A 13,146-nucleotide genomic window follows, 5' to 3' on the forward strand; every position below is an offset into this window, starting at 1 on the left:
TCGATCGCTCAATAACATTTTTAACCAAAGTGATCGGCATCGATGTTATTAGGTGATCGCCATGAATGGTATTGGCTGATCGGCATCAGTGTTATTGAGCGATCGGGATGGATGAAAATATGCAAGAACGTTATGTCTACGGTATTAGTACGCCTGAAACCGCTAAATTTGCAGCAACGATGGCGTTTGCTTCTCGAGTACTTAAACCTTATAAACCAGAAGATTCCCGCCGTTATTTGAAAGCAGCACAGCTCGCTTGGCATTATTTGGAACAAAACCCTGAACAATATATTGATTGGCAAGAAGATGATGATAGTGGTTCAGGTCCATATATTAAGAATGATGAAGATAAAGAAAAATCGCTAGAAACTGATGCTGACGATAGGCTCTGGGCGCTTGCAGAGCTTTATTTAGCAACATCAAAAGACAATTATCTAGATCAATATTTCTCGCTCTATGACGCAACCCTTATCGATATTTTTGAATGGAAAAATCCCATGGCGATGGGAGCCTGGCACCTTATTTTGGCGCTTGAAGGCGAACAGAGAGAACGTTTAGTAAAAGACTTAAAGTCGATTGCCGATAAATATATAAACCAATCTCAACAATCACCTTTTGGCGTTGCTAACCAACGTTTTATTTGGGGTTCAAATAAGATGACGGCGGAAGCGGGAATACTTGTCGCGTGGTCTGACTTTGCTCAAGGCAAATCGAGCAACCATTCAACAGTTCAGGCTCAAATTAATTACTTGTTAGGAGCAAACGCTTTTAACCTTAGTTTTGTTACACAAGCGGGTACTTATTCTGTGAGAAATCTTCACCATTTGTACCGTATTGCAACAGGGGTTAGCTTGCCGGGATATTTAGTTGGTGGCCCAAATGAGAAAGCTCAGGCCGATATTGCTCCGAAAAATATGGGAATGCTGAGCTACATCGATAGTGAAAAATCTTATGCGGTAAATGAATTTGCTATCGATTATAACGCGAGCTTAATTGGTTTATTGGCTGTAAATCATGCCTATTTTAGACAAAAACAACCGGAGTGATAGAAGATGGACTTTTATTTTAAGGAGTTTGAACATCGGAAGCCACCAGAACCTGTGCCGCACAGTATTCCCCGTGAATTACTGTATCAGTACTTGGCGACGTGTAATCTCACTCTGGGTGTTTGGTATTTATGGTGGCGATGGTCTTTTGCGCTTAACTATGATGCATTGTGGTTTTCTTTGCCTTTGGCATTTGCAGAATCGTGTGCTTTTTTTGGCTCATTACTCTTTACGTTCAATCTTTGGAAGACAAAAGATGAGCCCCAAAAAGAGCCTCCGCATAAAATTGCAGAATGTGAAAATGGTAGCGAAGAAGATAGACCCATTAGCGTTGATGTTTTTTTCCCGTCTTACGATGAAGAACCAGAGCTGGTCCGCTTAAGTATCTTAGACGCACAAAAAATAACGTACCCTCATAATATCGAAATGAAAATTTATATTCTCGATGATGGGAAGCGTCCGTCAATGGCCGCTTTAGCGCAAGAGCTAGGTATTGAATATATTACGCGTGAAGGTAATGAAGGTTTTAAAGCGGGTAATCTACGAAATGCATTAGAGCAGACGTATGGTGATTTCATTGTTATTTGTGATGCCGATACACGCCCTTTCCCTACAATTTTAGAACATACCTTAGGGTATTTTCGAGACCCTGATGTTGCATGGGTACAAACTCCACAATGGTTCTTTGACTTACCTGAAGGTGAACGTCTTCCTGCTTGGTTAGATAGGAAAGTAGGTCGTACAGGGGCGTTCATTGGTCGAGGGGTCGAGCGATTATATGGCCCTGTTACGTTAGGAGAAGATCCTTTCGTTAACGATCCTCAGATGTTTTACGACGTAATCCAACGTCGTCGTAATTGGGTTAATGCGTCTTTTTGTTGTGGTGCTGGTTCTATCCACCGTCGTGAAGCGGTAATGGAAGCTGCGCTTCGTAGCTACAGTGAACAAATTAGCAAAGAACATGATGCTGTTGAAAAGCAGATTCGAAAGCTGACAAAAGAAAAAACAGTCGATAAAGAAATATCGAATAACCTACGCCAAGAAATTTTATTTGATACGGAATTTACGCCATATAAATTTCACGTGTCAGAAGATATATATACATCGATTGTTCTGCATTCAGATACCGAAAGAACTTGGCGTTCGGTTCAGCACCCCGAAGTTGAAAGTAAAATGCTGTCGCCACAAGATCTACAAACGTGGACGGTTCAACGTTTTAAGTATTCTGGTGGTTCGATTGATATTTTCATGAACGACAACCCAATATTCCGTAAGGGTATGGATATTAAGCAGAAGTTGATGTACGGCGCCAGTTTTTGGTCAAATTTGTCGGCTATATGGAATATCATTTTCTTAGCGTGCCCAATCATTTACTTCTTAACAAGTATTGCGCCTGTTAGTGCGTATGACACCACGTTCTATTTGCACTTTTTACCCTTTGTATTAACGGCTGAACTGGCAATGATGGTAGGTACATGGGGGGTGGCTGGTTATAAGGGTAAAACGAATTTCTTATCCTTTTTTCCTGTGAATTTCCGTGCATTATGGACTGTGCTTAGAGGGCGAAAAATCAGTTTTCCAACTACGCCTAAAGAGCGACAAACAGGTACTTTTCTTAAGTTAGTTATACCTCAAATTACCGTTTTTTCATTAAGCCTATTTAGTATGATATTTGCTTGGTTTGGTTATTCGACAGGGGCTTTTGGTACTTATTCGTTTGGCGGTTTAGTCTTAAACAGCTTTTGGATTATCAACAATATGATGGCTATGTGGGGCATGATTGCGGCGGCATTTTGGACGCCCCCATCTGATAAAAAGCAAGAACAGGAATCAGAGGAATTAGAATATGGAATTTAAAAAAGCAATGGTTAATGCCCGCCACCATTTTGTGTTTATTGGGGGGTTAGCTACAGCACTTGTTATTGCGTTTACAATTGAAACGCGCGATTTTAATCAAGTATTGGGTAATTTAACGTTTGAAACATCAGAATCTATTCCACTCCGCGAAAGTCGTATTCTAACTGAAGAAGAGTACTTATGGGCAACGACGGCATGGGAATATTTTGATAATAACTATCAGCAGAATACGGGCCTTGTGAATTCAGTTGATAGTTATCCTTCAACCACAATGTGGGATACCGCATCGTATTTAATGGGGCTAATCTCAGCTGAAAAATTGAATGTTATTAGTGATGGTGAATTTTCATTGAGGATGCAAAAAGCACTTCATACTTTGGCACAGTTACCATTAATTGAAGGTAAGCTACCGAATAAAGCTTATAACACTCAAACCTTGGAAATGGTGGATTACAACAATACGCCAACACCAAAAGGGATCGGTTGGTCTGCTATCGATATTGGGCGAATTTTAGTACCGCTTAATATAATGATTTGGCAATACCCGCAATTTAATAAGCATGTTAATGATGTGCTAATGCATTGGAATGTGAGTGAAATGATAGACCAAGGTTACCTATATGGTTCTCGTCCTGCGAGCAAAGGTGATGGGTTTGAACTTGTGCAAGAAGGGCGTATTGGTTATGAAGAATATGCCTCGAAAGCGTTGTCGTTAATGGGGCGTGACGTCTTTAATGCCATGAAATATATTGATTACTTAGAATTAATGACCATTGATGGCGTCGAAATTCCAACAGATAGACGAGATCCTGCAAAATTTCATGCACATAACTATGTGGTGAGTGAATCTTACATTTTGGATGCGCTTGAATTTGGCTCAGATAGTGTTTCTAAAATATTTGCATACCGCGTGTATAAAGCGCAACAAAACCGTTATGACCGCACAGGTATCCTAACCGCAGTGAGCGAAGACAACGTGGATGAAGCGCCGTATTTTGTTTACAACACTGTATTTTCAGATGGTAAAAAATGGAATGCAATAAGTGACGCAGGTGAAGACATGTCTCACTTAAAAACGTTATCAACTAAAGCAGCCTTTGGTTGGTACGCTCTATACGATACACCTTATGCCTCTTTATTAGTTGATGAAGCAAAAAACCTATTTGATGATAAAAAAGGTTGGTATTCAGGTCGTTATGAAGATGATGGGCGAATCAATACAGCAATAACAGCCAATACAAACGGCATTGTATTAGAGTCGTTGGCATATATTCAAAATGGCTCACTGCTAAGTGTGGGTGTGAAGTAATAAACCTGTCGTGACTGATAGGATAATAAAGCGGTATTGAGCTGCGTATATGTAGCTGTTGTATAGATAGGGAGTGTTTATGCGTTATATCACGGTTTGCCTGCTAAGTGTAATGACGGTGGGATGTGGAAATAAATACAACAGTTTTTCTAGCGATATTGTGGAAAAGAAAAGCCATTGGTCAACACCGCAGCCTCGTACAGGTAACTTGACTGAAAAAGAAATGGATATGGCTCGAATTGCTTGGAAGTACTTTGAAAATAACTACCAAGAATCGACCGGGCTAGTCAATGCTGTAAATAATTACCCATCAGTAACGTGGTGGGATGCTTCATCGTATTTGGCTGGCATGGTGAGTGCACTAGAACTTGGCATAATTGAAAAGGAAGAGTTTGATCATCGCTTTCTTCGCTTTGTTACGACGTTAAACACATTAGACCTTTTCAGAGGTGAGCTACCTAATAAAGCCTATAACACACAAACTGCTGCGAAAGTGGATTACGGTAACCAACCCGGTGAAATTGGGTACTCTGCACTCGATTTAGGTCGATTACTTATCTGGCTATATATCATTAAAAATAGATACCCAGAGTATGCGACGGGTATTGATTCTGCTTTATTACGATGGAACTACTGTAATGTCGTTGATGAGAACGGCACCATGTTCGGTGCATTACTCGAGAAAGACAAACCTGTGCAGTACCTGCAAGAAGGGCGTCTAGGTTACGAAGAGTATGCTGCAAAAGGGTTTGAGTTGTGGGGCTTCAATACAACGCAAGCTGCAATGCCTGAACCCTATAGTACGATTAATCTTTATGGGTATGATATTCCTTACGATACGCGTGACCCGCGTAAACTGAAAGCGCATAGTTACGTTGTAACTGAAAGTTATGTGTTAGATGGCATTGAGCTTGGTTGGGATTTAGTCTCAGATCGCTCGGCGCACAATAAAAGCTATTCACACGATTGGATGGCTGAATTTGCGTTACAAATATATCGTGTACAAGAGGAGCGCTATAAGCAAACGGGTATTATCACAGCAAGAACTGAGCACCAGTTAGCGGGTCCTCCGTATTTTGTGTATGACACTATCTATACTGATGGTTTTGCTTGGAATACGATTTCAGAAAACGGTGATTTTTTACCCCAATATTCAGCGGTTGCAGTAAAAGGCGCGATGGGTATGTGGGCGTTATGGGATACTGAATACACCGATCTATTATTTGATCATATTTCACATTTATATGACCGAGAAAAAGGATTTTACGAAGGTATTTTTGAAAATGGTACTGGTTTAATAAACACATTCACATCGAATAATAACGGTATAACAATGGAAATACTCTTGTATAAACAGCAAGGAAAATTACTGACTTATAAAGATAATATTGCTCCAAGTTTATGGGAGAAAGCATTAGAAACACCGTTTGGTTACGAAGGCCAATGCTTACCTCGTAAGCCAACAGCACGCCCGTAGTTGTGGTTGTTTGAAAGGGATGTCGATGTTGAGAGTAGCTGTTGCCGTTAGTCTAGCTTTATCATTATCTGCTTGTGGGGTGGTGTATAAAGGTGTGCAAGATGGAGTTTCCTCTATTAACGAGTCGCAAGTGATTCGTCAGGGGCGCTTTGGCGAGCTTACAGAACTTGAAATTGAATGGGCTAGGGTAGCGTGGAAATATGTTGAAAATAATACGCAGCTTAGTACCGGGTTAGTGAATACTATTGATAATTACCCGACAACTAATATGGCAGGCCTGGCGGATTATTTACTGGCTTTAACTGCTGCGCGTGAATTTGAATTTATCACCAGTAAAGAACATGATGAACGCCTATCGTTAGCCATTAGTTTTCTTGCCAAAATGAACCTCGGGCCGACTGGGGTTCCCAATAAGGTTTACAGCACAAATACTGGTCAAAAAGTAGATTATGGCAATCAACCTGGTGATATTGGTTGGTCGTCGATTGATGTTGGACGGTTATTAATCGTTCTAGCCATTATTAAGCAGCGTAATCCAGAATTTTCAGAATACGTTGATAAAGCTGTTTTACGTTGGAATTTTTGTGAGCTAGTCAGCCAAGATGGGGAACTATATGGTGGGGCAATTAATGATGGGCAGATATTTCGTTACAAAGAAGGTCGACTAGGCGTTGAAGAATATACATCTTACGGGTATGTAGATTGGCATATTGTGCCAGAAAAATCGATGCGATTAGACCCGTACGATGTTGCCACAATAAATGGTATTGATCTGTTATTTGATGGGCGAGATCCTCGCCACTACGATGTACTTCGTCCTGTTTATAGCACCCCGTATTTATGGTTAGGTCTTGAGTTTAATTGGGATGATATTAAGGATACATCGTCAAATGATGCTACACACAGTAATCAAGTGTTATCTGCAATGGCAGATTCAATCTACCGTGTACAAGAATCTCGGTGGGATGTAGATCGTATCTATACCGCTCGTGGTGAACACGTCGTGAGTGGTGACCCCTATTTTGTTTATGACAGTATTTATGCATTAGGTACACCTTGGATAACCGTCGCTGAAGATGGAAGTTCGCATGATGAATTAGCGCTAGTATCCACACGGGTTGCATTTCAAATGTGGACATTGTGGAAAACAGATTATACCAACCGGTTACTTATATTGGTGAAAGAATTATACGACCCAGAACGAGGTTGGTATGAAGGGCGTTATGAGTTAACCAGTTCTTATGAAAAAAGTATTACGCTAAAAACCAATGCCGGTGTATTAGAAGCCCTGTTATATAAAGCAAATGGGAAACTCTATAAGCCACAAGGTGATAAAGAGTATCGTGATGTACAATTTAATTCGCGCTTCTATCATCCTGGGAAATGTAATGTGGAGACTTTTCGATGAGCCGAATATTTATATTAAAGCATAAAATAAAATTGATGTTATTTATTGGGTTGATTGTTTTTTTGGTACAAATAACACCCGTACAAGCAGCGGTGGAAGATGTTGAATTGCCTCCATACAGTAAGGCTACGTATCTTGTCAGTCAGGGGAAATATAAGCAAGCATCAGAACAATGGCATCAACTAACCATTATTATATTAAGCTCTGAGGCAAAATTAGGTCGCAAAAAAATGTGGCAATATGCTGGTCTTTCAGAAGCATTAGCAGCTATTTCTGCTGATAAAAATAACAATGCTGAGGCGTATCAATATTGGGCAGACAGTACTCGATATTTAATGACGGGAGGAATAAATTGGGAAAAAATGCGAAAAAATTTGCATCGGCGTTATGAGCGCTCAAATACTCAGTTATCTTCTCAATTACAGATTAATGATTTATCTGCTGGTATTGATGAAAAATGGCAACAAGAGTTAACAACGCTGCAAGTCTGGGATGATAAGTTAAGTATATTTTCTTTTAATGCTCCTAAATTAGGGTTGCAAGAGAACGTTGATAAACAGGTACAATTTACTCCTGCTGTTATTCCGCAAGCTGTTTATCAACCACCTTCGGCTACAGGAAAAAAACTGAGTGGAATTAAAGCTCAATTTAATCGTGAAAAAAATGTTGTTCCTGTAGATGTAAATAATAACAAAGTTGTTAGTAATAACGTCACGACTAATAACGCGGTTGTTCTAGATAAGGATGTCTCCGTTAATAATCATTCTAATAATATAGACAGCTCGGTAGATAGAAACAGAAAAAATGACAAAGATAAGGTGGCTGCTTATCCGGTTGTTATAAACAGTGTTGTAACGAGTGACAAAGAAATGAATGTTGTTATCTCTCCCGTTGAGGAAATAAAGTTCGATGAAAGTAAAATAGCTAATAAATCTGAGGTGACTTCAGATGATTCGGATGTTCATCCCTTACCGAAAGGAAACCTTGCAACCATTGAAGAGACTAATGTTAAAGCACTGCAGCGTAGAAGCTTTGCACCTGTTTCATCTACGAGTGAATAGTTATTATTATTGTTGTCTATTTTATTTTTCTTACTATTATTATTTGTAAGCCCTGTTGTCTTAGGTGGGTGACTAATTAGTCTCGCATCACTCACGGATAAAGGGATTTATAATGACGCCATCAGGAAAACTTATTTATCAAGAATTAGAATCTTCCAGTGATTTCTTTGACCTTACAGAAGAAGCACATCAAAAAAAATTACTGATTCTTGCAAATAAATTATATTGCCTTACTGAAGTATCAACTGAATTTTATAAAAAAATGATCAAAGAGGTAAGGCGCCCTCTAGAATTTCGCCTTGCTATTAAATTGGTAGAGTCTCGTCGTTATTTATTATCACTGAACAAACCACTAACGATTGGCGTCGTATTTGCCATGTGGGGTGAACATAATAGATTAAATGTAAAGAGTGTTACTAATCCTCACGGTGAAGATTCACTGAGAACAAAAATAAATCAGCTAAATTGGATAACGAAAGGTACATCCGTTGATTGGCATTTATACCCCGTTGATGACGGTTGTCCGCATAATAGTGTAGGCATAGCGAAGAACATACTGGCTTCACATGCTGATAAGAATAAAGTGACCGTGCTAGCGCTTCAAGATGCGATACCCACTGAGTCAGGCCCCTTACAGAACCTCTATCATGTTGATGATTCTCGCAAAGGTGGTGCTATTATTTATGGTTGTGAGGTTGCTTTAAAAGATAATGTCGACTGTGTTGTGTATACCGATGCAGATAACTCTGTTCACTTAGGGCAGTTAGGTTTGCTTATCGAGCCTTATATCAAAAATGATTATCAAGTTGTATTGGGTAATCGTAAGCACCCAGATTCAATTTTGGTCAAGCAGGAAGAACGCTGGGGTGTAGGTATTAAAACATTACGTCATATGCAGCGAATGATAGGGCAAGAAATTTTCACGAAAGGCATCAAAGACACGCAAGCGGCTTTTAAGTTATATGGTAATGCCGCTTTAAGAAAGATTGTTAAAACACCAACAGTGTATGATTTTTCATTTGATACCGATTGGATTCTTGCTGCGATGGAGATAAATCAGTCTATAACAACAGTACCTTTTGCTTTCATTGATTCTGCTGCCGAATCCGCTTCTATTGTGCAAGGGCCAATGACGACGTGGTATACCCTGCTTGATGGTTTAGTGAAGGCGGTTCGCGCAAGACATGCAGCGCACAGTACAGAGATGGCCGATGTATTTGAACGCGAAATTTTATCTCATGAAGATCTCGAATTGATCATTAATAGTGTACCTCCTGAACTGATCAATGCTCAAGACTCTGATTTAGGGGATCCCAATGTTATGTCTCCTAAAGCCATTGAGCAGTGGTTGATAACCATGAAATCACCTCAGACGCAGAGCGTTACTTGAATTTTATATACCTAGGTTACTTGGCTATAAGTTAAACCGTTTCCTAATCATTGTGCATTTGCATGATCACCTCAATGCCTCACGCTAACTCAGCGGAAGGATTGGGGTGTTTTTTCTTCCAATTTCAAGTGAACTTTTATTCATATTGAGCAAATGAATGTTTGATCAGCTTCAAACATAGACCAATTAAATTTTTATAAGTGTCAGTTATGTCTACAGTTGTATTAACAAATTTGTAACCTAATGATTGGCGATATAAACGTTAATCGACAGGTGAAGAATCTGTACCACTTCGCAAACTTAATAATGCGTTGGTAACGACTTTTACGAGTTTCAGTATTGGAATACAAGTGCGAGAACAACAAGGAGAGTAGGATGCAGTTGAAAGATGTAATTAAAAAGTTAGCACTGATTACAACAGTCGCCAGTGTGCTTTTTACCCCACTTATTGTGCAGGCAGCAAGCGCTGAATATAAGTGGAAAATGGTGACCACATGGCCTAAGAATTTCCCTGGTTTAGGTACAGGTGCAAATGATTTAGCCAACCAAATTAATGAAATGAGTAATGGCCGTATTCAAGTCAAAGTATACGGTGCAAAAGAGCTTGTCGGTGCACTTGAAGTTTTTGATGCAGTGTCACGTGGTACTGCTGAAATGGGGCATGGTGCAGGGTATTATTGGAAAGGAAAAGTACCTGCAGGTCAGTTTTTTGCGGCTGTGCCTTTTGGCTTAACCGCGCAAGAGATGAACGGTTGGATTTATAGTGGTGGTGGTTTAGAACTGTGGCAAGAAGCCTATGCACCGTTTGGTATTATTCCGATGCCAGGCGGTAATACAGGAGTGCAAATGGGGGGGTGGTTTAATAAAGAAATAAAAACTCTTGATGATCTTAAAGGCTTGAAAATGCGAATCCCAGGTCTTGGTGGCGAGGTATTAAAACGTGCAGGAGGCACGCCTGTATTGTTACCGGGTGGTGAAATATTCCCAGCGCTTCAGTCGGGTGCGATTGATGCCACTGAATGGGTAGGCCCGTACAACGATATGGCATTTGGTCTTTATAAAGCCGCGAAATATTACTATTACCCAGGTTGGCATGAGCCAGGTACAACACTTGAAGCGCTGATCAATAAAAAAGCCTTCGATAAGCTACCTAAAGACTTACAAGCGATTGTATTAAACGCGACAAAAGTGGCTAACTCGAACATGTTGGCTGAATACACCGCACGAAATAATGCCGCGTTGCAAAGCCTGATTACTGATCACAAGGTTAAGTTATTACCTTACCCTGCAGAAGTGTTAAGCCAGCTGAAAACCTTATCAGATGAAGTCGTCGCAGAAGAAGCTCAGAAAGATGAAATGAGTAAGAAGGTGTATGCCTCTTATATTGCTTTCCGTGATCAAGCGGTCGATTGGCATGCTGTTTCAGAGCAAGCTTACTTGAATGCGAGAAACCCTGAATAAAGAGTCGTAATACGGTGGGGTAGAAGGCTTACCCCATCAATTTGTATGTTGTAATGAGTATTGTGTATGGACGCACCATCTCCCGCTGTTATCAGTTTTATACGGCGTATTAATCGCTTCAGTGATATTACTGGTCGGTTTGTTTCGTGGTTTGTTTTAGCCATTGTATTAATCACCTTTATCGTTGTTGTTATGCGTTATGTGTTTAATACGGGTTCGGTTTTTCTACAGGAATTAATCACCTATTTTCATAACTATGTCATCATGTTGGGTGCTGCTTATGCACTGCTCAAAGGTGCGCATGTCAGAGTCGATATATTCTATCGCCCTATGTCGAATAAGAAGAAAGCGTGGATTGATTTATTCGGTTTTCTTTTTCTTTTATTACCTACCTGCTTATTCATTTTTATCATTGCTTGGGAATATGTCGCTTTGTCGTGGAAAATATTCGAAGGCTCGCAAGAAGCTGGTGGTGTTGATGCCCGTTATCTCTTTAAAACCACGATTCTATTAATGCCCATATTAATGATTGTGCAAGGCTTGGCAGAAAGTATGAAGGCACTACTAACCATTGCGGGTTTTGAAGAGGCAGTGAAAGCGCTTGATGAACATGAAGAGGAGCACGCATTATGATTGAGCTTCTTCCTCTTTTGCTTTTTGTTGTTGTTTTTATTGTGTTGCTGTTTGGCTATCCCGTTGCGTTTTCGTTAGCGGGCTCAGCATTATTGTTTGCGGCAATTGGCTATGTAACAGAAACTTTTGACCCTGTATTCCTTGAAGCGATACCCAATCGAATTCAAGGAATATTATCCAACGAACTATTAATCGCGATCCCACTATTTGTGTTTATGGGGGTGATGCTAGAGAAATCTAAAATAGCCGAAGAATTACTCGATACCATGGGGCAAGTATTTGGTGGTATGGCGGGGGGTTTAGGTTTATCCGTCACGTTAGTCGGCATGTTATTAGCCGCAAGTACCGGCATCGTCGGGGCAACTGTCGTTACCATGGGGTTATTGTCGCTACCGACTATGTTACGTCGGGGCTACTCGCCTGAAATATCTACAGGGATCATTTGTGCATCTGGTACGTTAGGGCAAATTATTCCCCCGTCGATTGTATTGGTGCTATTGGGTGATGTGATTTCATCCTCCTATCAACAAGCTCAGCTCGATCAGGGGATCTTCGCACCAGATAGCGTCACCGTGGGTGATTTGTTTTTTGGTGCATTGATTCCAGGTTTGATTCTTGTGAGTCTGTACGCGCTTTACATCATTGTTATCGCCATTATCTCGCCAGAAAAAGTCCCTCCTATTCCTGAAGATGAACGTAAAGTCAGTAAAGAATTGTGGATGCAGGTGCTTACCGTTTTAATTCCACCGATTTTATTGATCGTATTAGTGCTGGGCTCAATTTTAGGGGGTATTGCGACACCGACAGAGGCTGCATCGGTTGGCTCTGTAGGGGCAATAATACTGTCGTGCTTTAAACGTACCCTCAACTTAAATATTCTTCAACAGGTCATGCGAAGCACAACGGAAGTGACTGCGATGGTGTTCATGATACTGATTGGCGCATCGGTATTTTCGTTAGTATTTCGTGGGTTTGGAGGGGATGATCTCGTTAGGGATTTTCTGGTTGATCTACCCGGTGGTGTCTTTGGCGCTGTACTGTTAGTTATGATTGTCATGTTTTTATTAGGCTTTTTTTTAGATTTTATTGAAATTACGTTTGTTGTGATTCCAATTGTTGCACCAATACTACTGACCATGGGGCTAGATCCCGTTTGGTTGGGCATAATGATAGCCTTAAATCTTCAAACATCATTCTTAACGCCACCCTTTGGTTTTTCATTGTTTTATCTTCGGGGTGTTGCACCTGATTCTATCTCAACACCACAAATCTATCGGGGTGTGATTCCTTTCATTGGCATTCAATTGTTCGTACTCGGTTTGTTAGCGTATTGGCCAGCTCTTGCGACATGGTTACCTAACGTTGTCTATGGTTAAGCACTGTACACGGCTAAGTATGTTTATATTTAGCCGTGTACGCACATCTTCGTCTTTCGGGAAGGGTTATGAAGTTTGGGTGTGAGAGGGATTTATGAGAATATTCATCCGACGCTTATTTAACGATT

General features: G+C 40.4%; 10 protein-coding genes. All 10 read left to right on the forward strand.

Annotated features, from left to right (window positions below):
* Positions 1-119: 119 nt before the first annotated feature.
* The 10 genes from C9J12_RS24460 (at position 120) to C9J12_RS24505 (ending at position 13,018) form a co-directional block, all read left to right on the forward strand.
* Entirely contained in the window at positions 120-1,046 is a 927-nt protein-coding gene (locus C9J12_RS24460; protein ID WP_227876451.1) for a glycoside hydrolase family 9 protein, read from the forward strand.
* A 6-nt stretch (positions 1,047-1,052) separates the two neighbouring features.
* A complete protein-coding gene (locus tag C9J12_RS24465) occupies positions 1,053-2,903 on the forward strand; it encodes a glycosyltransferase family 2 protein (RefSeq protein WP_107245093.1) in 1,851 nt (616 codons plus the stop codon).
* A complete protein-coding gene (locus tag C9J12_RS24470; protein ID WP_107245094.1) occupies positions 2,893-4,212 on the forward strand; it encodes a DUF3131 domain-containing protein in 1,320 nt (439 codons plus the stop codon). The genes C9J12_RS24465 and C9J12_RS24470 overlap by 11 nt, the downstream gene beginning before the upstream one ends.
* A gap of 79 nt (positions 4,213-4,291) precedes the next feature.
* Complete coding sequence (locus tag C9J12_RS24475; protein ID WP_107245095.1) at positions 4,292-5,689, forward strand: DUF3131 domain-containing protein; 1,398 nt, start codon at positions 4,292-4,294, stop codon at positions 5,687-5,689.
* A gap of 25 nt (positions 5,690-5,714) precedes the next feature.
* Positions 5,715-7,097, forward strand: coding sequence for a DUF3131 domain-containing protein (locus C9J12_RS24480; RefSeq protein WP_107245096.1), 1,383 nt, complete (start codon positions 5,715-5,717; stop codon positions 7,095-7,097).
* Positions 7,094-8,158, forward strand: coding sequence for a hypothetical protein (locus C9J12_RS24485; RefSeq protein WP_107245097.1), 1,065 nt, complete (start codon positions 7,094-7,096; stop codon positions 8,156-8,158). Before C9J12_RS24480 ends, C9J12_RS24485 begins: the two co-directional genes overlap by 4 nt.
* A 112-nt stretch (positions 8,159-8,270) precedes the next feature.
* Positions 8,271-9,548 (forward strand): glycosyltransferase, encoded by a 1,278-nt coding sequence (locus C9J12_RS24490; protein WP_107245098.1) that lies wholly within the window; start codon positions 8,271-8,273, stop codon positions 9,546-9,548.
* Between the two features lie 375 nt (positions 9,549-9,923).
* Positions 9,924-11,009, forward strand: coding sequence for a TRAP transporter substrate-binding protein (locus C9J12_RS24495; protein WP_107245099.1), 1,086 nt, complete (start codon positions 9,924-9,926; stop codon positions 11,007-11,009).
* A 66-nt stretch (positions 11,010-11,075) separates the two neighbouring features.
* Entirely contained in the window at positions 11,076-11,642 is a 567-nt protein-coding gene (locus C9J12_RS24500; protein WP_107245100.1) for a TRAP transporter small permease subunit, read from the forward strand.
* Positions 11,639-13,018, forward strand: a complete 1,380-nt coding sequence (locus C9J12_RS24505; protein WP_107245101.1) for a TRAP transporter large permease — start codon at positions 11,639-11,641, stop codon at positions 13,016-13,018. Before C9J12_RS24500 ends, C9J12_RS24505 begins: the two co-directional genes overlap by 4 nt.
* The last annotated feature ends 128 nt before the right edge of the window (positions 13,019-13,146 follow it).

This window comes from Photobacterium frigidiphilum (genome assembly GCF_003025615.1).
Taxonomy (GTDB): Bacteria; Pseudomonadota; Gammaproteobacteria; order Enterobacterales; family Vibrionaceae; genus Photobacterium; species Photobacterium frigidiphilum.

What these genes read in the sequence shown, in the direction of transcription:
- C9J12_RS24460 (WP_227876451.1), top strand. Translation starts at nt 120, where the DNA reads ATGCAAGAACGTTATGTCTACGGTATTAGTACGCCTGAAACCGCTAAA.
- C9J12_RS24465 (WP_107245093.1), top strand. Translation starts at nt 1,053, where the DNA reads ATGGACTTTTATTTTAAGGAGTTTGAACATCGGAAGCCACCAGAACCT.
- C9J12_RS24470 (WP_107245094.1), top strand. Translation starts at nt 2,893, where the DNA reads ATGGAATTTAAAAAAGCAATGGTTAATGCCCGCCACCATTTTGTGTTT.
- C9J12_RS24475 (WP_107245095.1), top strand. Translation starts at nt 4,292, where the DNA reads ATGCGTTATATCACGGTTTGCCTGCTAAGTGTAATGACGGTGGGATGT.
- C9J12_RS24480 (WP_107245096.1), top strand. Translation starts at nt 5,715, where the DNA reads ATGTTGAGAGTAGCTGTTGCCGTTAGTCTAGCTTTATCATTATCTGCT.
- C9J12_RS24485 (WP_107245097.1), top strand. Translation starts at nt 7,094, where the DNA reads ATGAGCCGAATATTTATATTAAAGCATAAAATAAAATTGATGTTATTT.
- C9J12_RS24490 (WP_107245098.1), top strand. Translation starts at nt 8,271, where the DNA reads ATGACGCCATCAGGAAAACTTATTTATCAAGAATTAGAATCTTCCAGT.
- C9J12_RS24495 (WP_107245099.1), top strand. Translation starts at nt 9,924, where the DNA reads ATGCAGTTGAAAGATGTAATTAAAAAGTTAGCACTGATTACAACAGTC.
- C9J12_RS24500 (WP_107245100.1), top strand. Translation starts at nt 11,076, where the DNA reads ATGGACGCACCATCTCCCGCTGTTATCAGTTTTATACGGCGTATTAAT.
- C9J12_RS24505 (WP_107245101.1), top strand. Translation starts at nt 11,639, where the DNA reads ATGATTGAGCTTCTTCCTCTTTTGCTTTTTGTTGTTGTTTTTATTGTG.